The organism is Leclercia sp. (genome assembly GCF_036780805.1).
Taxonomy (GTDB): domain Bacteria; phylum Pseudomonadota; class Gammaproteobacteria; order Enterobacterales; family Enterobacteriaceae; genus Enterobacter.
In genome coordinates this window covers 198,438-219,072 of sequence record NZ_DAIQCE010000002.1, presented here as the reverse complement: position 1 = coordinate 219,072, position 20,635 = coordinate 198,438, and the positions used below count along the sequence as shown (strand labels likewise).

Sequence of the window (20,635 nt, the reverse complement as noted above, 5' to 3'; positions counted from 1 at the left end):
TAAATGGCAGTGTGTCTATTAAGGAAAAATAATGACCATAACTAAAAAAGCGCTGGCGGTATCGATCGGCGCAGCAGTGGCGTTGGCGTCTTTTGCATCCCAGGCTGAAATCACCGTACTGAAGCAGGATCCGCAGGCGGGTAACCCGCTGAGCCGTCTGAACTTCACCGTGGGCGGCAGTATCCGTCCTCAGTTCCAGAACATGACCGGCGACGACGGCAAAAACAGCTACAAGCGTAACGGCTTTGACGGCGGCACCCGCTTCCGTTTCGCGGCCGATTACTACCTGTTTGATGACATCAGCTGGATCAGCTACTACGAGCTGGGTGTGAACATCCCGGCCCAGTTCAACTGGGACAATCACTATGCCGACGGCGCGCACGACACCTCCCGCCGTATGCTCTACACCGGCCTGAAAAGCGACACCTGGGGTACCCTGACCTTCGGCCAGCAGAACAGCGTTTATTATGACGTGGTGGGCGCGAAAACCGATATCTGGGACTACGACATGATCGGCCAGGCACCGGGTAACGGCATCAACGGCGACTATGACGGCTCTTACCGTTCACGCCAGATGCTGAAGTACAAGAAAACCCTCGGCGATGCTGACATCTACGCCTCTTACCTGTTCGAAGACAGCGAATACCTGCCGGGCAACGGCCTGCGTTACAAGCGTAAAGGCGGCGGCTCACTGGGTCTGGATTATCGCCTGACCACCGACCTGACCTGGGGCGCGGCCTGGAACTACACCCGTGCCGACATGCGTAACCCGGATAACGGCGACAGCAAGACCTGGGATCAGAACATCCTCGGTACCGCGCTGAGCTGGACCCCGGACAACTGGACCTTCTCCGCAGGCGGCGGCTGGTATCAGAACTTTATGACCAGCAAAAAAGTGTCGGTTAACGACTACTTCGCGGGCGATGCGTGGGGTATCGAGTACTTCGCGGGCTATAAATTCCCGATTGGTCAGTATGCGGTGAAATCCATCCAGCCTTACTTCATGGGTGATCGTATTGAGACCATGAATGGCCGCAACTACCAGCGCATCGACAACGGCGTGGGTATCAGCTTCCAGCTGGACTACGGTTTCCGTGTTGATTACGAACACGTGTTCACCTCCAGCACCGACGATCTGGGTGATATGAACCTGGTGCGTCTGCGTTACGACTTCTAAGTCTGCGTCATATATCCCCGGCGGCGCGTCGCTGCCGGGGATATCGCCTACCCGCCGGGATAGCTATCCCGAAAATCGCATAAGCATCTGTAGTACATTCAACGACATAATTCGCAACATCATGAAATAATTTCAAGGACGCGGCCTGTGATCTGTGTCATGTTAGCAGGAGCTGCGTCGCACCGTACGGCGCATCCACATCACGCATCACCGCTTTGAAATGGAGATCTCATGGGATTACGTCATACGCTTCGCGCTGCCGCTGGCGCGCTTTTGCTGGTCTGCGGTTTGCAGGCTGCCCACGCGAACAGCGATCCACACACTATCGTCTTCGGCGTTGCGCCGGGTCCGTATGGCGATATGGTCAAGCAGGCCATTGCCCCGTCGCTGAAAGAAAAAGGCTACAAGGTTGTGGTGCGCGAATTCAGCGACTACGTGCAGCCGAATATGGCGCTGGCGAACGGCAGCATTGATGCCAACCTGTTCCAGCACACGCTCTATTTCACCAAGTTCACCGCCGACAAAGATCTGAAGCTCAGCAAATTACTCACCGTGCCTACCGCCGGGATGGGCTTCTACTCCCGCAAAGTGAAGAGCCTGGATGAACTGAAAAAGGGCGATATCGTCACCCTCTCTAACGATCCCACCAACCTTGCGCGTGGCCTGCGTTTCCTCGCGTCGCTCAAGCTGATTACCATCAAAGAGAATATCGATCCAACCAAAGCCTCTGAGCGTGATATTGCCAGTAATCCGAAAGGACTGGTGTTCAAACCGCTGGAAGCGGCCCAGCTGCCGCGCACGCTGGACAGCGTCACCGCCTCGCTGGTTAACGGTAATTTTGCCATTGCCGCCGGGCTGGATCTCTCCAGCGCGCTGGCCCAGGAACACCTGGACGAGAACCTGAAAAATATTATTGCGGTTCGCACGGAAGATGCGGATAAGCCTTTTGCCAAAGATATCGTCACCGTGGTGCAGTCACCGGCCTATCGCGCAGTGATTGATGATCCGAAAAATGTCTATACCGCGTTCCAGAAACCAGACTGGATGACGGCCGCGAAACCCTGATCGCGTTGGGCAGACACCAGGGCAGCAACGGCTGCCCTTTTCGCATTTCTGAGGTAGTCATGATTGAGTTAGATAAGGTCTGCGTCGATTTCCAGACCGGACGCGGCCCTGCCACCCGGGCGGTGTCAGACGTTAGCCTGCGTATCGCCGCCGGGGAAATATTCGGCATCGTCGGCACCAGCGGCGCAGGCAAGAGCACGCTGCTGCGCACCCTGAACGCGCTCCAGCGCCCGGCGTCGGGCAGCGTCAAGATTAACAGCATGGAAATTTCCGCCCTTGAAGGCGTCAATCTGCGTCAGGCCCGCCAGCGTATTGGCATGATTTTTCAGCATTTCAACTTAATGCATACCCGTACCGTGGCGCAGAATGTGGCCTTTAGCCTGAAGGCTGCCGGCTGGGAGCGCAGCAAAATCGCCCCGCGCGTCAGCGAAATCCTCGCTTTGGTGGGGCTGAGCGATAAAGCCAACCGTTACCCGGTGCAGCTCAGCGGTGGACAAAAACAGCGTGTGGGCATTGCCCGCGCCATTGCCAATCATCCCGACGTCTTGCTTTGCGATGAACCGACCTCGGCGCTGGATCTGGAAACCTCTGCCACCATTCTGGCGCTATTAAAGCAGATCAACGTGCAGATGGGGATCACCATCGTGCTGATCACCCACGAAATGAACGTCATCAAATCCATCTGCGATCGCGTGGCGGTAATGTCCGGCGGCGAAGTGGTGGAGCTGGGCGAGGTCTTTGATATCTTTGCCCACCCGCAGCATGCCTTTACGCAGCAGCTGGTGTCGCACACCCTGAACCTGACCCTGCCGGAGCGCCTGCGCCAGCATCTGCCGGGACAACTGCTGAAGATCCTGTTTATCGGCGACTCTGCCGAACAGCCGGTGCTGTCAGAGGTGGCGGTGAAATTCGGCGTGGCAGTGAATATTCTGCACGGCAAAATTGAGTATATCGGCGAGCGGGCGCTGGGGATTCTGGTGGTGCAGCTTACTGCGCCAGACAATCTGCCTGCCGTGGCCCTGGCCGTGGAACATATCCGTCAACGTACTGCTCAGGTAGAGGTGATCCGTGGATGATTTAGTGCTCGACCTTAGTCTGGCGTTTAACGAAACCTTTCAGATGCTGGCCATCTCAACGGTACTGGCTATTGTCGGCGGCCTGCCGCTGGGCTTTCTGATTTTCGTCACCGACCGCCATCTGTTCTGGCAAAACCGGTTTGTCTATCTCCTCAGCTCCGTGCTGGTGAACATCATCCGTTCGGTGCCCTTTGTGATTTTGCTGGTGCTGTTGCTGCCGTTAACCCAGTTCCTGTTGGGTAACACCATTGGGCCCATTGCCGCCTCCGTGCCGCTCTCGGTGGCGGCCATTGCGTTCTATGCCCGGCTGGTGGACAGCGCCCTGCGCGAAGTGGATAAGGGGATCATTGAAGCGGCCGAAGCCTTTGGTGCCAGCCCGATGCGCATTATCTGCACCGTGCTGCTGCCGGAGGCGAGCGCCGGGCTGCTGCGCGGTCTGACCATCACCCTCGTCAGCCTGATCGGCTACTCGGCCATGGCCGGGATTGTCGGCGGTGGCGGCGTAGGGGATCTGGCGATCCGCTACGGTTACTACCGCTACGAAACGCAGGTGATGGTGGTGACGGTGATCGCGCTGATTGTGCTGGTGCAAATTGTCCAGGTGCTCGGCGACTGGCTGGCGAAACGCGCCGATAAGCGCGATCGCCGCTGACCTTCAGGCCGCCAGCCAGGCGGCGACGTCGTTAAATACGCCCCGATAGACAATGTTGTCTGCTTTTTTCTCCAGCTGATAACGGTACATCGGGTCGTAATAGTCATTGAGCAGCGGCGCAAGCCAGGCAAAATGCGCCTCGGTGCTGCCGGTGCGCTGCTGTTCAACCAGCGCGTTATCCAGCAGGGCGGTCAATTCGCCAAATCGCTGTAACCCCAGCCGACGCCGAATGGCAAACAGGCCGTGGTGCAGGTACTCGCCGTACTCCAGCCAGCCCGCCTCTTCGCCACGCGCGGTGCGGAAGGCCTGCCACATCTGCTCGAAATACTCCTCCCGCAGGCGCTCCAGCCGCACCTCAAACGGATCCTCAACCACCACAATCGGCGATTGCACCATCCGATCGCGCAGGCACTCCGGCAGATGGTTAGAGCCAATCATCCTTCCTTCGTCTTCCAGCACCCAGCGCGCGGCGTCTTTTTTCAGCAGCTCCACCGCGAGATGATTTTCAAAGCTGGCCTGCGAAAGCTGCGGCGTCAGCGTGCGGCCAAACGACGAGCCGCGATGGTGCGCCAGCCCTTCAAGATCGATCCCGTCAGGACGGGCCTTCACCAGCAGCGTTTTGCCGCTGCCGGTACAGCCGCCAATCAGCACGGTCGGCTTTTGCACCTGCTCAACGGTGGCCTGGATCGCCGCCTGACGCAGCGCCTTATAACCGCTGCGGATCAGCGGATAATCGACCCCTGCCGCTTTCAGCCACGCCTGCACGATATGCGAGCGCTGCCCACCCCGGGCGCAGCAGAGATAACCCTGAGGTTGCGCGAGACAGGCGGTGCGCCAGGCTTCCAGGCGCTGGTCGCGCGTCTCGCCGCTCACCAGACGGTGGCCGAGCGCGAGGGCTGCCTCCGGCCCCTGGCGTTTATAGCAGGTGCCTACGGCGGCGCGTTCGTCGTCATTCATTAATGGCAGGTTGATCGCCGCAGGCATCGCGCCCTGGGCAAATTCCACGGGGGCGCGCACGTCGATTATCGGCGTGTCGGCGGTAAGTATGGCGCGGTAGTCCGTCCCATCGTTCATAAGGATCCCTCAAAACAGCGATGGGCAGGATTTTACGCCGGGGAAGGGGAAGATCAACTCCCCGGCGGTAAGACTTAGCTTAGCGTTGCCTGCGCCCAGGCGATACCGCTGGCGTATTCCGGCGGTAGCAGGGGGACAATGGCTTCGAGCGTGGCGCTCAGACGAGGAATATCGCTGTCGTTCAGGTTCAGGTGGCCGACCTTGCGTCCCGGACGCACCTCTTTGTCATACCAGTGCAGATGCACCAGAGGCAGCTTCAGCCAGTCGTAGTTCAGATCGGTGCCGATCAGGTTGATCATCACCGACGGGCTATTGACCACCGGCTGCGGCAGCGGCAGCCCGGTAATGGCGCGCAGGTGCAGCTCAAACTGGCTGATGGAAGCGCCGTTTTGCGTCCAGTGGCCGCTGTTGTGCACGCGCGGGGCCAGCTCGTTGATCAGCAGGCCGTTCGGGGTGACAAAGCACTCCATTGCCATCACGCCGACGTAGCCCAGCTCCTGCATAATGGCCGAGAGCATGCTTTCGGCCTGCGCCTGCTGAGCCGCATTGGCCTGCGGGAAGACTACGCTGGTGCGCAGAATGCCGTCCTGATGCAGGTTGTGCGTCAGGGGATAAAAGACGGTGCTGCCGTCGTGGGCACGGGCGCCCACCAGCGACACTTCACCGCTGAAGTTAATGCCCTGCTCAACGATGCACTCGCCGTAGCACTCATCCGGCAGCTGGTCGGTTTCACCGGCCCGCAGACGCCACTGGCCGCGTCCGTCGTAGCCACCCACGCGGCGCTTGACGATCGCCAGCTCGCCCAGAGTGGCAAACACGCCGGACCACTGGCCTTTCTCCGTCAGCAGCTGCCACGGCGCGGTGGCAAGATGCAGATCGTCAAACAGCTGCTTTTGCGTCAGACGGTCGGCAATGATCGGGAAGACGTCGCGATTAACGAAGGCGTTGTGGCGCGCCAGCTCGCGGGTCAGAGCGGTCTCTGGCCAGCGCTCAATCTCGGCGGTAATGACGCTTTGCTGGAAGGGCACGGCTTCAGGTTCATCGTCCAGCCCGACCGGCCAGACGGCGATCCCCAGCGGTTCACCGGCCTGACGCAGCATGCGGCCTAACTGACCGTTACCGAGGACGCAAACCTGTTTCATGCCGCACCTCGCGGATCCGGGTTCTCCAGAACCTCGTCGGTCTGGGCGGTACGCCACGCGACCAGGCGCTGATGCAGTTCTTTATCGTGAGTGGCGAGGATCTGTGCGGCCAGCAGGGCGGCGTTAGCAGCACCCGCTTTACCGATTGCCAGCGTTCCTACCGGAATGCCGCGCGGCATCTGCACGATGGAGTAGAGGCTGTCGACGCCGCTCAGGGCTGCGCTTTGGACCGGGACGCCGAGCACCGGCACCAGGGTTTTGGCGGCAATCATGCCGGGCAGATGCGCAGCCCCGCCGGCACCGGCAATAATCACCTGATAGCCGTTCTCTTCCGCGCCTTCGGCGAAGCTGAACAGTTTATCGGGGGTGCGGTGTGCGGAGACCACTTCAACGTGGTGAGGAACATTCAGGATGTCAAAGATTTCGGCGGCGAACTGCATGGTAGCCCAGTCGCTTTTGGACCCCATCACGATGGCGACACGCGCCGGATTATTGCTGGAAGACATGCGTCTTAAAACTCCTGTGGTGCACAACTCTCGGCTTTTGAGGTGACAGAGAATAGCACGATACACAGGCAAGGAAAACGGTTGCGCGGCTAAAACTTCTGCCAAAGTCGGTCTGTTGCTGCAACGAAAAAGCCCGCCTTTCGGCGGGCTTTAACAGGATATCTGAACCTTTTTTACAGGAGATTGCCTGCGGTCAGGTTCTCTTTGTCGAAGGCATGGTTCACATCAATATGATTCTGATGCACTGCCGTGTCGATATTGGAGCCCGCCTCTGGCGCGGAGACGTGATGCGCTGCAGCCATTGCGCCAGATGACAGTGTTGCGGCCAGCAGCAGGGCGCTGACGATACTGATATTTTTCATTCTCTTTTCCTTGTTCATCGTATTGTCGCTGTCGCGGGTCTTCTCTCTGGCGGCACGGCAATCAGTTAAATTATTTGGTCAGTTCAGCGGTCATGTGCACGCGGTTGTCGAACTGTGCGCTGGTGATTTTGTACGCAGCACCTTCTTTAGCGGCCTGAGCGGCAATTTTCGCTTCGGCACGGTCCAGGGTGGAGGCGGTAGCGCTCACGCTCTGAGCGAAAGAACCGAAAGAGATCAGAGAAAGAGTGGCAACTGCAACGAAAGTTTTGATGGATTTCATGGTCGTATTCCTTAAGCTGTTTTGTTTGGAGTAGGGCGTTGTTGCCCTGATGTGAGTCATCATAGGCCGACCAGAGTGTGATTAAAATCAAAACAATTTGCGGATTGAATTCAAAAAATTTGAATGAATTTCAGGCGGGGTTTCAGAACGGAAAAGCGATCAGCTCCACGCCTTCGGGCGTGACCTTAATCATCGAGCCTTCGCTATGCCAGGCCCCTAACACCACGCGGTGGGCGGGCTCGCCGTTGACGGTCAGGTCGTGCACGTCCGGGCGATGGGTATGGCCGTGGATCAGCCACTGCACCTGATGTTTTTCCATCACGCTGACGACGGCCTGCGGATTGACGTCCATGATGGTCATCGATTTGCTGCTGTTGGCGGCCTTGCTGCCGGCGCGCATCTTCGCCGCAATGCGGCTGCGGATAAACAGCGGCAGGGCGAGAAACAGGGTCTGGATCCAGGGCGTATGCACTTTGGCGCGAAACGCCAGATAACCGGTATCGTCGGTGCAGAGCGTGTCGCCATGCATAATCAGAATTTTGCGGCCGTACAGATCGAGGACGGTCTCTTCCGCCAGCAGGGTCATGCTGCTTTCACGGGCAAAACGCTTGCCGATCAGAAAGTCGCGGTTGCCGTGGATAAAGAAGCAGGGGACGCCGGAGTCAACCAGCGCGTTAAGCGCACTCGCTATCTCGCGGTGCAGCGGGTTCGGGTCGTCGTCGCCAATCCAGGCTTCGAACAGGTCCCCCAGGATGTAAAGCGCATCGGCGTGCCGGGCTTCACCCTGTAAAAAACGCAGAAAACCGGCGGTGATCGCCGGTTCTTCTGTTTGCAGATGCAGATCTGCAATAAAGAGTGTCGCCACGAATTATTCGCTGACGGTCACGCTTGTGATCACGACGTCTTCTTTTGGAACGTCCTGGTGCATACCGCTGCGGCCAGTAGAAACGGCTTTGATCTTGTCAACCACGTCCATACCCTCAACCACTTCTGCGAACACGCAGTAGCCCCAACCCTGCAGGCTTTCGCCGGAGAAGTTCAGGAAGTCGTTGTCAGCCACGTTGATGAAGAACTGCGCGGTGGCAGAGTGTGGTGCCTGAGTACGGGCCATCGCCAGGGTACCGCGGGTGTTTTTCAGACCGTTGTTCGCTTCGTTTTTGATCGCGTCTTTGGTCTCTTTCTGGTTCATACCAGGTTCAAAACCGCCACCCTGGATCATAAAGCCGTTAATCACACGGTGGAAAATGGTGTTGTTGTAGAAACCTTCGCGGCAGTAGTCCAGGAAGTTTTTAACTGTTTCAGGCGCTTTGTCATCAAAGGTTTTGATTACGATATCGCCATGATTAGTGTGGAAAGTAACCATTTTTGCATCCTGTTCCGTTATAGTGGTGCTTCGACCCCGTGGGGGGCCACAATAAGCGCTTGTTATAGCATAACCTCACGGCGCGATCACCTTGCATTGTGTGCTGCTTCAGGTTTGAATTATCGGACACGCTTCATCCTTTAAGTTGCCTCATCGTTGGCTGCGTTCAGAAACCCCGGTCACATAGTTATCTATGCTCCCGGGGATTTCTTCTCTTGCCGCCTTGATGCAACTTAAATGATTTTGCGTGTAGAATACGCCGTTTTCACCCACACACGTCTCACATGGAATCTTCGATGTTAAAAATCTTCAACACACTGACGCGCCAAAAAGAGGAATTCAAACCTATTCATGCCGGGGAAGTCGGCATGTACGTGTGTGGTATTACCGTTTACGACCTCTGTCATATCGGCCATGGCCGTACCTTTGTTGCGTTTGACGTGGTATCACGCTATCTGCGTTTCCTCGGGTACAAGCTTAAGTATGTACGCAATATCACCGATATCGACGACAAAATTATCAAGCGTGCTAACGAGAACGGCGAAAACTTCGTCGCCTTAGTCGATCGCATGATCGCCGAAATGCACAAGGATTTCGACGCGCTGAACATCCTGCGCCCGGACCTTGAGCCGCGTGCGACGCACCATATCCCTGAGATCATTGAGATCACCGAACAGCTGATTGCCAAAGGTCACGCCTACGTGGCGGACAACGGCGACGTGATGTTCGACGTGCCGACCGATCCGCACTACGGTCAGCTCTCTCGTCAGGACCTGGATCAGCTCCAGGCCGGAGCCCGCGTGGACGTGGTTGATGTGAAGCGCAACCCGATGGACTTCGTGCTGTGGAAGATGTCCAAAGAGGGTGAGCCGAGCTGGCCTTCACCGTGGGGCGCGGGCCGTCCGGGCTGGCACATCGAATGTTCGGCTATGAACTGCAAACAGCTGGGTAACCACTTCGATATTCACGGCGGCGGTTCCGATCTGATGTTCCCGCACCATGAAAACGAAATCGCCCAGTCCACCTGCGCCCACGACGGCGAGTATGTGAACTACTGGATGCACTCCGGGATGGTGATGATTGACCGCGAGAAGATGTCTAAATCGCTGGGCAACTTCTTCACCGTGCGCGACGTGCTGAAGTATTACGATGCCGAAACCATCCGCTACTTCCTGATGTCCGGCCACTATCGTAGCCAGCTGAACTACAGCGAAGAGAACCTCAAGCAGGCGCGTTCAGCGCTGGAGCGTCTGTACACCGCGCTGCGCGGGACTCTCCCATATATTCCAGAGTCAGGAGGGTTGGCAGAATTTCCACGCGGTATTGATTATGAAGATCGTTTCAAAGAAGCAATGGATGACGATTTTAATACTCCTTTGGCATATGCTGTTCTCTTTGAACTTGCGAAAGAAGTTAATCATTGCAAACAAAATAACGATTATTCCGGTGCAAATGTAGCTGCGGGTTATTTACGCAAGCTATCGGGAGTGCTGGGCCTGTTGGAGCAGGAGCCGGAAGTATTCCTGCAGAGCGGTGCTCAGACCGATGACGGGGAAGTGGCGGAGATTGAAGCCTTGATTAAAGCCCGTCTGGAAGCCCGTCAGGCGAAAGACTGGGCCGCTGCCGATGCCGCGCGTAACCGTCTGACCGAGATGGGTATCATTCTGGAAGATGGCCCGCAGGGTACCACCTGGCGCCGTAAGTAAGTCCGTAACGCCCGGCGGCGCGATGCTTGCCGGGCCTACAAAAGCACAGACGTAGGCCGGGTAAGGCGCAGCCGCCACCCGGCTTTTTTATCTCCGCCGCCACCATAACAACCCCATCAGCACCACACCCGGCAGCCACACCCACAGCAGCTCCGACAGAATTACCTGATGACCGTACGGCGTCATGTAGCGTGACAGCGCAAAAGGCGCGACCTTAATCACCTGCCAGGGCGCAAAGAAGCGTTCATCCGACCACGGCCATAGCCAGCCGACCCCTTTCCCGCCCGTGGTCACCGAATCCAGCAGGCTGTGCGAAAGCAATGACACCGTTAAAAACAGCCAGCAGCGCACCAGCCCGGCCCTGAACCATCGTCGGCCGATTAACACGCAGAGTAGCGGCACCACAAAGGCAAACAGCAGGGAGTGGGTAAAGCCGCGATGACCGAAAACATTGCCGTAGGCGACGCCAAACTTAAACGACAGCACGTCGGCATCCGGCAGCATGGCGAGGACGATCCCGGCGAACAGCAGGCGAGGGGGAATAACCCGGGTGCCCAGCCCTAAGCCGAGGCAAATCGGCACCGCGGCGTGGGTAATGATGGTTGGCATAACGATTATCCATGGCAAATCATGGAAATATAGCAGAGCGCGGCTGAACACAGTGCCGGGCGTAAATCTGAATTATGCCGATTCCCGGGCGATCAATTGCCCCGACAGGGTAATGCGCTGGGTTTGCAGCTCTGGCTCTTTCAGCTTGCGGATCATCAGCCCCGCCGCCTGACGGCCCGTCTCTTCGCTGGCCGAGGAGACATAGGTAAAGGACGGGGAGGTAAGATTGACGTGCAGCATATCCTCAAACCCCACCAGCGCCACCTGTTGGGTGAGAAACACATCTTTCCCCACGGTACGCCCGACGTGATGAATACCGGAGATGGAGCCGATCATCGCATCCGGGGAGTGGCAGAGCAGGGCAGTGATGGTGTTGTTCTTCTCCAGCAGCTGACGGGTGGCGAAACTCACCGCCTGGGTATCGTCGCTGCAGACCGGGGCGGATTCGTCGCGGAATACCAGCCCGTTTTGCGTCATCGCGCTGCGAAAACCGAGCAGGCGCTGCTCGCGGATCCGATCTCCTTCCATACCGCCGATATAGGCGATATTGCGATGACCGCGCTCAATCAGATAGCGGGTCGCCAGATGCGCCGCCTGGCGGTTATCGCGCATCACCAGATTGCAGGTCTCGTCCAGCAGCGACTGCGACACCGCCACCAGCGGCAGCGGACACTGGCGGATCAACGCCGGAAGGGCAGCATGACGGGTGTCAGAGGCCAGATAAATCACCCCGGCGACGCCCTGCTGCTTAAAGGAGAGCAGGCAGCGCTCCAGATGCTCGCCATCGTTCAGCGGCTGGCCGAGAAACACCATAAAACCCTGCTTTTCCAGCTCCTGGACGATACTTGCCATCACCTTGATGGAAAAGCTGTCGCTGAAATCACGCAGGATGAGACCAATCAGATTGGAGGTGTTGGCGCGAAGGTTGGCGGCGGCCACGTTATGCACATAGCCCAGGGCGGTGATGGCGGCGTGAACTTTTTCGATCGTCGCCTCGGAGATTTTTCCTTTCTGACGCAGGACCAGTGAGACGGTGGAGACGGAGACTCCTGCCTCGCGGGCGACATCAATGATGCTGACCTTCTTCACATCTTCTCCCTGAAATGCCTGATAAAACCACGTCTCCCGTAAGAGTACAGGAGACGTGTCGGTCAGGCAGCTTATTATTTACCGATCATGGTGGACATCGTCTGGGCGATAAACTGCGCCCGGGCGCCAAAGATTACCTGAATGCCGGAGTCGCCGACGAAGACCACGCCGCGTGCGCCGAGGCCGTTCAGACCGTCTTTATCCACCCTGTCGCTCTGGGCAACTTCCAGACGCAGACGGGTGATGCAGGCACCGACGGAGTCGATGTTCTGCGCGCCGCCCAGCAGGCCGATGATTTCGGTGGCGATTTCGCTATCCGTTTTGTCATTCGCATTGGCGGTGACTTCGGTGCGGCCCGGCGTTTTCACGTCGAAACGACGGATCACGAAGCGGAAGGTGAAGTAGTAGATCAGCGCCATCGGGATACCGATGATAATGGCGTTGAGGAAGTTGGTCTGATAGCCGTTAAACGACGGCAGGATCCCGAACGACAGGTAGTCGATAAAGCCCGCGGAGAAGGACTTGGCGATATGCGCATGCATCAGGTACATGGTCATGTAGGCCAGGCCCGCCATGATGGCGTTAAAGACGTAGAGGATCGGTGCCACGAAGATAAAGGTGAACTCTACCGGCTCGGTGATCCCCGTCAGGAAGCAGGTCAGTGCCGCAGAGAACAGAATACCGGCAGCGATCTTTTTGTTTTTGGTATGGGCTTCGTGGTACATCGCCAGACAGGCCGCAGGCAGCGCGAACAGCATCAGCGGGAACTCGCCCTGCATGAACTTACCGGCGTTCTGGTAGGTATCGCTGCTGAAGGATTTGGTGCCTTCTTCCAGCATTTTGAACCAGATAGTCTGGTCGCCGTGGATCACCTGGCCCGCCTGGGTGGTGTAATCCCCGAACGAGTACCAGAAGGACGGATACCAGATGTGGTGCAGACCCAGCGGGATCAGCGCACGTTCCACCAGACCAAAGATAAAGGTCGATGCCGCCTGGTTATCGCCGTTGACGACCACCGACAGCGCGTCGATACCGGCCTGGATATGTTGCCAGATGTAGGGCAGCAGCAGGCCCATCACGAACGACAGAAACGCCGTGGCAATGGCGACAAAACGCTTACCGGAGAAGAAGCCGAGGAATTCCGGCAGCTGCATGGTGTGGAAGCGGTTGTAACACCAGGCGGCGAGAATCCCGCACAGCAGGCCGCCAAAGACGCCCATCTGCAACGTCGGAATGCCCACCACCATGGCGTATTTGCCGCCCTGGGAGGCCATCTCCGGCGTAATGCCGAGCACGGTGCCGATCGTGATATTGGTGACAAACACCGCCACCGCCGCCGACAGCGCGGCAATCCCAGATTCGGATGCCAGACCGACGGCCGAACCGATAGCAAACAGCATCGGCAGGTTATCAAAAATGACGCCGCCCGCGTTCATCATCAGCGGCAGGTGGAACTTATCCCCGAAGGCCAACAGCAGGCCCGCAGCAGGAAGCAGTGAGATTGGCAGCATTAAGGCGCGACCAATCATCGATAATTTCGACAGCGATTTAACAAACCCTGATATCAGACCCATTCTGATTTCCCCCGAGTGCGCTCTGTGAGCGCTGTTATAGTGAGTAGAACGTTTTAGTAGAACGTTCTACTTATCGTGATGAAAGCCTGAAAATCGCGCAACTTAATTTTCACATTTCAACAGATGAAATAGTGATTATTTGAAGTTGATCGATAATTAACCGTGATGGGTGTAGGGGATATTAATTCCCTCTCCCGGTGGGAGAGGGTTAGGGTGGGGGCATCAGCGTGGTGCGGTATTCATGCCGGGTGGCGGCTGACGCCTTACCCGGCCTACGGTTATGCAACGACGGTCACGCTCTGGCCTTCAAAACTCACGGTCTGACCGGCCACAATCTTGCAGCGCTTGCGGGTTTCCACCACGCCGTCCACTTTGACCAGACCGTCGGCAATGACGATCTTGGCCTGGGCGCCGCTCTCGCTCCAGCCTTCCAGCTTCAGCAGATCGCACAGCTCAACGTGCGGGTGTTTACCTAATGAAAATGTCGCCATTTTACGCTTCCTCTACGTCGTGATACTCAACGCATGCCTGTAAAGTATTCTGAATCAGTGTCGCTACGGTCATCGGCCCTACGCCACCCGGTACCGGGGTGATGTAAGAGGCGCGAGCGGCGGCATCTTCATACACCACGTCGCCCACCACTTTGCCGTTTTCCAGACGGTTAATCCCCACGTCCACCACAATCGCGCCTTCCTTGATCCACTCGCCCGGAATAAAGCCCGGCTTGCCCACGGCGACGATCAGCAGGTCGGCATTTTCGACGTGCTGACGCAGGTTTTTGGTAAAGCGATGGGTGACGGTGGTGGTGCAGCCGGCCAGCAGCAGCTCCATGCTCATCGGACGACCGACGATATTGGATGCGCCAATCACCACGGCGTTCAGGCCGTAGGTGTCGATGTTATAACGCTCCAGCAGGGTGACGATGCCGCGCGGCGTGCACGGACGCAGACGTGGCGCACGCTGGCACAGACGGCCGACGTTGTACGGATGGAAGCCGTCCACGTCTTTGTCTGGGGCGATACGTTCCAGCACTTTCACGTTGTCGATGCCCGCAGGCAGCGGCAGCTGGACCAGAATGCCGTCGATCTCTTCATCGGCATTCAGGGTATCAATCAGCTCAAGCAGCTCTGCTTCGGAGGTGGTTTCCGGCAGATCGTAGGAGCGGGAGAGAAAGCCCACCTCTTCGCACGCTTTGCGTTTGCTGCCGACATAAATTTGTGAAGCCGGGTTACTGCCGACCAGCACAACAGCCAGCCCGGGAGCGCGTTTTCCTGCGGCCCGACGTGCTGCCACTTTTTCCGCAACCTCAGAGCGCACCTGCTGCGCAATCGTTTTACCGTCAATAATCTTTGCTGCCATCAGAGAGAAGATTCCATCTGTAAGGAGTGAAAGGGGGGATGCGCATATTTTGTCAGAAGCGCGCGCTGCTGTCAGTCACACTTTGCGGATTTTCCTGTTAAGCAGGGCTGTTGTCAGCCATCGGCATGAACTGCAAGAGGATTGTACTAAAATGCATTGACTCAACGGTCATTGACCGTATAATTCCACGCGCTTCACCACTGCGAAGATATTCTTCTCTGTGCGCCCTTAGCTCAGTTGGATAGAGCAACGGCCTTCTAAGCCGTAGGTCAAAGGTTCGAATCCTTTAGGGCGTACCATTCAAAACCTCCTGTTACTTCCTGTTTCCCACTGAGAATGCTGCTCTGCGGTAGGCCTTTTATCGCGAGTAAGTTAAACTATCTCAAATTCGCGATATTTTGAGATAGTTTGAAACGTGGCTATTAAACATCCCCCCAAACTGATACCGCTGGAATCCCTTACGGGGGCTGAGATGGCTGCCTATCAGCGCTTCTCGCGTATTACTGACGAAAAAGGCCGATACCTGCCTTTTGACGAGTTCAGACATCGCTTATCTCAACGTGAAGACGTCACCCTTGCCTGGACGCTAACCCGCCGTACCCGTGATGCTGCTATGCAGCGGATCGACTACTGGAACGCGGCTGATGAGCGGGCAGGATTTATTCATACGCCCGCTATTTCCGCCACCTGTGAACGGGTCGATAAAGATGCCACACGTCTTGCGCTCAATGATCTGATTGCCAGGCTGCGTGGCGCAGGTGCAGCGTTAATCCAGCTCCAGCTTGATGAGCCCATCACCAGCGCACAGCTGGAAGGTGCAAACACCACCACGCTGGTGGCGAGAAGCATGCTGGAATCTGGCCGGACGCCGCGTACCGAAGATGAACATATGATCGTGGGAAACGCACGGCTGATGGCGGAAATTCCGCACTTGCTGAATGAATCTCTGACACCAGACCTCATCCGCCGTTTTCATGCCATTGGCATGGACGGGATCAATGATGAAAAATACCAGCCTGGCGAATTCCGAACCACAAACGATATCGTGATTGCCGATTACGACGGCAACGTCGTTCACCAGCCGCCAGCGGCAGAGCAACTGGTTGCCCGCCTGCAAGGGGTGTGTGACTGGGTTAACAGCCATTCAGAGTACGTTCATCCGCTGGTAAAGGCCTGCATCCTGCATTTCATGATCGCCCATGAACATCCTTTCCGGGACGGAAACGGGCGCACCAGTCGGGCGCTGTTCTACTGGTTTATGCTGAAATCGGGATATGAGGCATTTAAATACATATCCATCAGCAGCCTGCTACACGCGGCACCGGTGAAATATGCCCAAAGCTATCAGTACACGGAAACTGACGGCATGGATCTGACGTACTTTCTGGAGTATCAAACCGGCGTGATCCGCCGGGCCCTGGACCGCCTGCTTCAGCATGTTGACGCTTTGGTCGTCAGAGCGGCAAACATTGACAGGATCTTGTTTGAATCCCGTGCCTTATCGCGCCTGACATCCCGCCAGGTGACGCTGTTTAATATTATGCTGGCAACGCCTGGAACGTTTTATACCGCCGCTGACGTTAGCGATGCGCTGGGTATGTCGGATAATACCGCTCGTAAAGATCTGCGCGCGCTGGTGCGCGAGGGGTTGGTCGAGGAAACATACGCCAACAGCCAGAAAACAGTGTACAGAATCGCGAGCAATTTCATGAGCTAGGCCGCAGGCCGGGCAAGCGATGCGCGCCCGGTATCCTCCACGAACCGACGCGTCATTGATCCCGCTCGCTACCCTGGCCCGCATCTGTATAATACCGGCGAACGCGCTGGCTGCCTCCGCGTGGATGGCGGGTAAGTCTTAAGAGGAAATGATGTCTGGTATTGCGCATTACTATGAACAGCAGCAGGTTAGCAGCCCGCAGCAACTGACCACGCTATCGGCCCAGGCGCCCTCTGCCGGGATGACGCAGACCAGCGTCCCCGCCTCCTTTTCGCAGTTAACGCACTCTTCGCAGCCGATCGTCGCTCAGCCTGCGACAGGCTCAACGCAGCCCGCCGACCGCCGCCAGGCATCGGTTACCGCCACGCCCGCCTCGTTTGAACAGTTGGATCGGTACGCCAGCCTGCAGGGATGGAGTGAAAATCAGCTCGCGCTGATGAAACGCTTACCGCAGTACCGGAACAGCCGCACCGGGCCCGCGTGGTCGCCGGTTGGGGGGATCCGCGGGCTTCGTAATAACAACCCCGGCAATCTGGAGGCCAGCTGGGCCTTTACCTGGCAGGGACAGAACGGCACCGACGGGCGTTTTGCCACCTTCGCCTCCCCCGAACACGGGATCCGCGCGCTGGGCGTCAACCTGCTTGCCTACCAGCGGCGCGGGCTGGATACCATCAGTAAAATTATCTCCCGCTGGGCACCGCCGCAGGACAATAACAACACCACCGCGTATATTCAGAACGTCAGCCTGGCCCTCGGGGTCTCACCGACCACCCGGCTGGATGTGGCCTCTCCCGCGGTATTAACCGCGCTGAGCAAGGCCATTATTCATCAGGAGAATGGGAAGGTGCCCTTTACCGATGAGACCATCGCGAGCGGGATAGCGTCGGCGTTGGGAACGGCGGCGCTGTCGGACAGCCCAACGCCGGTATTAAACGTATCAGCTGGCGAGCAGGCGATCCCGGGCAATCACCTCGTGGATCAACTCACTGGCCGGTAGTGGCTTACAGAAATAGTACCCCTGCATAAAATCGATGTGCTTACGGCGTAAATAGTCGGCCTGCGCCTCGGTCTCCACCCCTTCAGCAATGATCTTCAGGTGCATGTTTTTCGCCAGGTCTATCACGCTATCTACCAGCCGCGTATCCTCACTCACGCCAATCTGGCTGACAAACAGCTTATCAATCTTAATAAATTCAGGATTGAGGGCCGAGATATAGGACAGATTCGAATAGCCGGTGCCGAAGTCATCCAGCGCCACCGAGATATTGGCCTCGCGCAGCGCGGCAAACCAGTTACTCAGCTGCGGGGTGAAATGCAGCGGATGCCGCTCGGTGATCTCCACCACCACGTGGCTCTGATTGGCAGTGAATTTACGCAGCATGTCGCGGGTATCACATGCAAAACCGGGATCGAGACAGTTTTGTGCGCTGATGTTGATGCAGATGTAGGTCCCGACCGGGAAACGGTGGATCTGATCCTGTAGATCGGCAATCACCTGCTGCATCAGCAGGTGGGTGAGGGGAACGATCAGATCGTGGCTTTCCGCCAGCGGAATAAAGGCATCGGGTGACACCGCGCCATACAGCGGATGGCGCCAGCGGGCCAGCACTTCGATCCCGGCAATCTGGCCGGTGCTGGCATTCATAAAGGGCTGATAGAAGGGAACAATCTGCCGTTGTGCAATCGCCGAGCGTAGCGCGCTGACTGAGGCGCTAAATTGTCCTGAAAAGTAGCGGGCGAACCTGGCATTCAGGCTGGCCCGCAGTTTGTATGCGTTAATCATGATCGGTTTCACCGCGGCCTGAGTCAGGCAACCGGAAAACCAGCTGCCTGAAGGGGCTAAATCACCTGGCTGGATTAAAACTGCACCCAGTCGCCCGATTGTTGCGCCGCGGCTTTTTTGCCCGTGGCTGGCATGACGGTCCGCGCGGCGACGGCCCGCGACGGAGTGGTATCTGAGACTTTGAAGACGGCCACCACTTTCTCCAGCTGGACGGCCTGATCCTCCAGCGAGCTGGCGGCGGCAGAAGACTCTTCCACCAGGGCGGCGTTCTGCTGGGTGGTCGTATCCATCTCGGCCATTGCCTGAGCGATTTGCGCGATCCCGCGGCTTTGCTCATCGGTCGCAGCCGCAATCTCACTCATGATGTCGCGAACCTGAGCGACAGATCCTTCGATGCGGGACATAGCGTCGCCGGCCCCTTCCACCAGGTTATAGCCGGTGTCGACAAACTCCACCGATTCGCCAATCAGGTTTTCAATCTCCTTCGCGGACTGGGCGCTGCGCTGCGCCAGGGTGCGTACCTCGGCGGCGACCACCGCGAAGCCTTTGCCCTGATCTCCGGCGCGCGCTGCTTCTACCGCAGCGTTCAGCGCCAGAATGTTGGTCTGGAAGGCGATGCTGTTGATGACCGTGGTGATCTCAGAGATACGGTGCGAGCTCTGACGCACGTTCTTCATGGTGTCGATCACCTTCTGTGCAATCTGGCTCCCTTCGGTGGCGTTCACCGACGCTTCCTGAGCCAGCGTGCGCGCGTGCCTGGCGTTCTCGGCGTTCAGCGCCACGGTGGAGGTCAACTCTTCCATACTGGCTGCGGTTTCGACCACGGCTGCCGACTGCTGCTCGGTACGCGATGACAGATCCATATTCCCGGCGGCAATTTCGGAGGCCGAACGCGCCACGCTATCCACGCCGTTACGCACGTCATGAATGATGTTTTTCAGGTTCTCATTCATGGTCGCCACGGCGTTCATCAACATGCCCGGCTCGTCGCGGCGGTGGCTGCTGAGGGTCGCGGTAAGATCGCCTTTGGCAATCTGCTCGGCCACGCGTAGGGTTTCGATCAGCGGACGGGTAATTGAACCGGTGATAGCCAGCGCCAGCAGCACGGCCAGCACGATGCCGATTGCGGCCACGATCGCCATCTGCATCTGAACGCTGCCGACAGTATCATCCACGTTTTTCTGCTGCCGGTCGTACATCGACTGGATGGCATTGGTCAGGATAACCGCCTTGCCGGTTAAGGCGGTGGACAGGTTGGCTTGCTCCGTCCAGATGGCGCGATAATGTTCCAGCTCACCGTCAATGTTGTGAATATTGTCCAGGGCCGCCTGCAACACGGGCTTCTGGTCTTCCGGGATTAACGGAATAAGCCGGGTAACATCGTTTTTACCCGCTTCCAGACGGCTCTGGATCAGCTTCTCCAGCTCCGGGGTCGGGTGCTGCCGGTAGGTCGTTACCTGGGAGTCGATATCGCTCATGGCAAACGCTACCTGCGCGGTCAGCAACTCGGTTTCAGGGGATTGCGCGGCATCCCGGCTCTGTCGGGCAACGAGTTCGGCGTTGTCGTTCAGGACCTGAGAGGAGATCTTTTGCTCACTGATTTTCTTCTCAGTCAAGGCCCTGGTAAAGGGCACCAGCGTCTCGATATAGCTGTTTACCGCTGCTGCAGTGCTGTCCAGGGACGCTTTGCCTTCCGGCGTCCAGCTAAAGGTATTCAGCGTGGCGAGGGTGTCCTGCATCTTCGCAGTGGCGACATTAACCTGATCCAGGTACTTCTCATCCAGCGTGTACTGGAAATTGGTCCGGTTCAGACGCACTGCGGTCAGGGCATTAAACAGGTTGGTGGCGACACCATTTTTCGTGACTTTGTCCTGAATATTATTCAGCCCCAGCAGACCGGAGGCGAGGATCGCCAGGGTCAGTATCAGCAATACCGAAAAGCCGAAAAATAATTTTCGACCGACTTTTAAATTCATAAAGCGATTGATTATGCTCATATGTCTTCCATTATCGGTGCATGCCGATAAAAAGTGTTTTTATGCTATTTTTGCCATCATTAGCGGGAAATGAATTCCCTGGTATTGGATATTAAAATCTAAAA

21 protein-coding genes and 1 tRNA gene are annotated in these 20,635 nt (G+C 57.3%); 8 read left to right on the top strand and 14 right to left on the bottom strand.

Going from position 1 to position 20,635, the window contains the following annotated elements; genetic code table 11:
* Positions 1 to 31 precede the first annotated feature (31 nt).
* From V7Q49_RS10350 to V7Q49_RS10335, 4 genes are all read left to right on the top strand, one after another.
* Positions 32 to 1,177, top strand: coding sequence for a porin (locus tag V7Q49_RS10350; RefSeq protein ID WP_333850907.1), 1,146 nt, complete (start codon positions 32 to 34; stop codon positions 1,175 to 1,177).
* A 231-nt stretch (positions 1,178 to 1,408) separates the two neighbouring features.
* Entirely contained in the window at positions 1,409 to 2,242 is an 834-nt protein-coding gene (locus V7Q49_RS10345) for a MetQ/NlpA family ABC transporter substrate-binding protein (RefSeq protein WP_333850905.1), read from the top strand.
* A gap of 59 nt (positions 2,243 to 2,301) precedes the next feature.
* Positions 2,302 to 3,318 carry a virulence-associated ABC transporter ATP-binding protein SfbB gene (gene sfbB / locus V7Q49_RS10340; protein ID WP_333850904.1) on the top strand — a complete coding sequence of 339 codons (1,017 nt, stop codon included), beginning with the start codon at positions 2,302 to 2,304 and terminating at the stop codon, positions 3,316 to 3,318.
* Complete coding sequence (locus tag V7Q49_RS10335) at positions 3,311 to 3,970, top strand: methionine ABC transporter permease (protein ID WP_333850903.1); 660 nt, start codon at positions 3,311 to 3,313, stop codon at positions 3,968 to 3,970. Before sfbB ends, V7Q49_RS10335 begins: the two co-directional genes overlap by 8 nt.
* Before the next feature lie 3 nt (positions 3,971 to 3,973).
* On the opposite strand, the gene mnmH is transcribed toward V7Q49_RS10335, so the two are convergent.
* The 7 genes from mnmH to ppiB all read right to left on the bottom strand — a co-directional run bounded on the left by mnmH (position 3,974) and on the right by ppiB (position 8,697).
* A complete protein-coding gene (mnmH, locus tag V7Q49_RS10330) occupies positions 3,974 to 5,044 on the bottom strand; it encodes a tRNA 2-selenouridine(34) synthase MnmH (RefSeq protein WP_333850902.1) in 1,071 nt (356 codons plus the stop codon).
* A gap of 74 nt (positions 5,045 to 5,118) precedes the next feature.
* Positions 5,119 to 6,186: a 5-(carboxyamino)imidazole ribonucleotide synthase gene (gene purK, locus V7Q49_RS10325; RefSeq protein ID WP_333850901.1), complete on the bottom strand. Its 1,068-nt coding sequence runs from the start codon at positions 6,184 to 6,186 to the stop codon at positions 5,119 to 5,121.
* Entirely contained in the window at positions 6,183 to 6,692 is a 510-nt protein-coding gene (gene purE / locus V7Q49_RS10320) for a 5-(carboxyamino)imidazole ribonucleotide mutase (RefSeq protein ID WP_032616904.1), read from the bottom strand. Before purE ends, purK begins: the two co-directional genes overlap by 4 nt.
* A 173-nt stretch (positions 6,693 to 6,865) precedes the next feature.
* Entirely contained in the window at positions 6,866 to 7,054 is a 189-nt protein-coding gene (locus V7Q49_RS10315) for a hypothetical protein (protein WP_333850898.1), read from the bottom strand.
* A 70-nt stretch (positions 7,055 to 7,124) separates the two neighbouring features.
* Entirely contained in the window at positions 7,125 to 7,334 is a 210-nt protein-coding gene (locus V7Q49_RS10310; RefSeq protein ID WP_333850896.1) for a YdgH/BhsA/McbA-like domain containing protein, read from the bottom strand.
* Between the two features lie 142 nt (positions 7,335 to 7,476).
* Complete coding sequence (lpxH, locus tag V7Q49_RS10305; protein ID WP_333850894.1) at positions 7,477 to 8,199, bottom strand: UDP-2,3-diacylglucosamine diphosphatase; 723 nt, start codon at positions 8,197 to 8,199, stop codon at positions 7,477 to 7,479.
* Positions 8,200 to 8,202: 3 nt separating this feature from the next.
* A complete protein-coding gene (gene ppiB, locus V7Q49_RS10300) occupies positions 8,203 to 8,697 on the bottom strand; it encodes a peptidylprolyl isomerase B (RefSeq protein WP_333850892.1) in 495 nt (164 codons plus the stop codon).
* A gap of 296 nt (positions 8,698 to 8,993) precedes the next feature.
* Between ppiB and cysS the strand changes: the two genes are divergently transcribed.
* A complete protein-coding gene (gene cysS, locus V7Q49_RS10295; RefSeq protein WP_333850890.1) occupies positions 8,994 to 10,403 on the top strand; it encodes a cysteine--tRNA ligase in 1,410 nt (469 codons plus the stop codon).
* 87 nt (positions 10,404 to 10,490) lie between these two features.
* Here cysS and V7Q49_RS10290 read toward each other — a convergent pair whose 3' ends face one another.
* The 5 genes from V7Q49_RS10290 to folD all read right to left on the bottom strand — a co-directional run bounded on the left by V7Q49_RS10290 (position 10,491) and on the right by folD (position 15,034).
* On the bottom strand, positions 10,491 to 11,012 hold the full coding sequence (locus V7Q49_RS10290; protein WP_333850888.1) for a metal-dependent hydrolase: 522 nt from the start codon (positions 11,010 to 11,012) through the stop codon (positions 10,491 to 10,493).
* A 72-nt stretch (positions 11,013 to 11,084) separates the two neighbouring features.
* Positions 11,085 to 12,101 (bottom strand): substrate-binding domain-containing protein, encoded by a 1,017-nt coding sequence (locus V7Q49_RS10285; RefSeq protein ID WP_333850886.1) that lies wholly within the window; start codon positions 12,099 to 12,101, stop codon positions 11,085 to 11,087.
* A gap of 74 nt (positions 12,102 to 12,175) precedes the next feature.
* Positions 12,176 to 13,675, bottom strand: coding sequence for a PTS transporter subunit EIIC (locus V7Q49_RS10280; protein ID WP_333850884.1), 1,500 nt, complete (start codon positions 13,673 to 13,675; stop codon positions 12,176 to 12,178).
* Between the two features lie 278 nt (positions 13,676 to 13,953).
* Positions 13,954 to 14,166, bottom strand: coding sequence for a ribosome-associated protein YbcJ (gene ybcJ, locus V7Q49_RS10275; protein WP_333850882.1), 213 nt, complete (start codon positions 14,164 to 14,166; stop codon positions 13,954 to 13,956).
* Position 14,167: 1 nt separating this feature from the next.
* Positions 14,168 to 15,034 (bottom strand): bifunctional methylenetetrahydrofolate dehydrogenase/methenyltetrahydrofolate cyclohydrolase FolD, encoded by an 867-nt coding sequence (gene folD / locus V7Q49_RS10270; RefSeq protein WP_333850880.1) that lies wholly within the window; start codon positions 15,032 to 15,034, stop codon positions 14,168 to 14,170.
* Between the two features lie 222 nt (positions 15,035 to 15,256).
* On the opposite strand from folD, the gene V7Q49_RS10265 reads away from it, so the two are divergent.
* The 3 genes from V7Q49_RS10265 to V7Q49_RS10255 all read left to right on the top strand — a co-directional run bounded on the left by V7Q49_RS10265 (position 15,257) and on the right by V7Q49_RS10255 (position 17,748).
* Positions 15,257 to 15,333, top strand: a tRNA-Arg gene (locus V7Q49_RS10265).
* A 116-nt stretch (positions 15,334 to 15,449) separates the two neighbouring features.
* Positions 15,450 to 16,751, top strand: a complete 1,302-nt coding sequence (locus V7Q49_RS10260) for a Fic family protein (protein WP_333850878.1) — start codon at positions 15,450 to 15,452, stop codon at positions 16,749 to 16,751.
* A 148-nt stretch (positions 16,752 to 16,899) separates the two neighbouring features.
* A complete protein-coding gene (locus tag V7Q49_RS10255) occupies positions 16,900 to 17,748 on the top strand; it encodes a hypothetical protein (protein ID WP_333850876.1) in 849 nt (282 codons plus the stop codon).
* Here the strand turns inward: V7Q49_RS10255 and V7Q49_RS10250 are convergent.
* On the bottom strand, positions 17,689 to 18,534 hold the full coding sequence (locus V7Q49_RS10250; RefSeq protein ID WP_333850874.1) for an EAL domain-containing protein: 846 nt from the start codon (positions 18,532 to 18,534) through the stop codon (positions 17,689 to 17,691). The genes V7Q49_RS10255 and V7Q49_RS10250 overlap by 60 nt on opposite strands.
* A 74-nt stretch (positions 18,535 to 18,608) precedes the next feature.
* A complete protein-coding gene (locus tag V7Q49_RS10245; protein WP_333850872.1) occupies positions 18,609 to 20,531 on the bottom strand; it encodes a methyl-accepting chemotaxis protein in 1,923 nt (640 codons plus the stop codon).
* Positions 20,532 to 20,635: the final 104 nt, after the last annotated feature.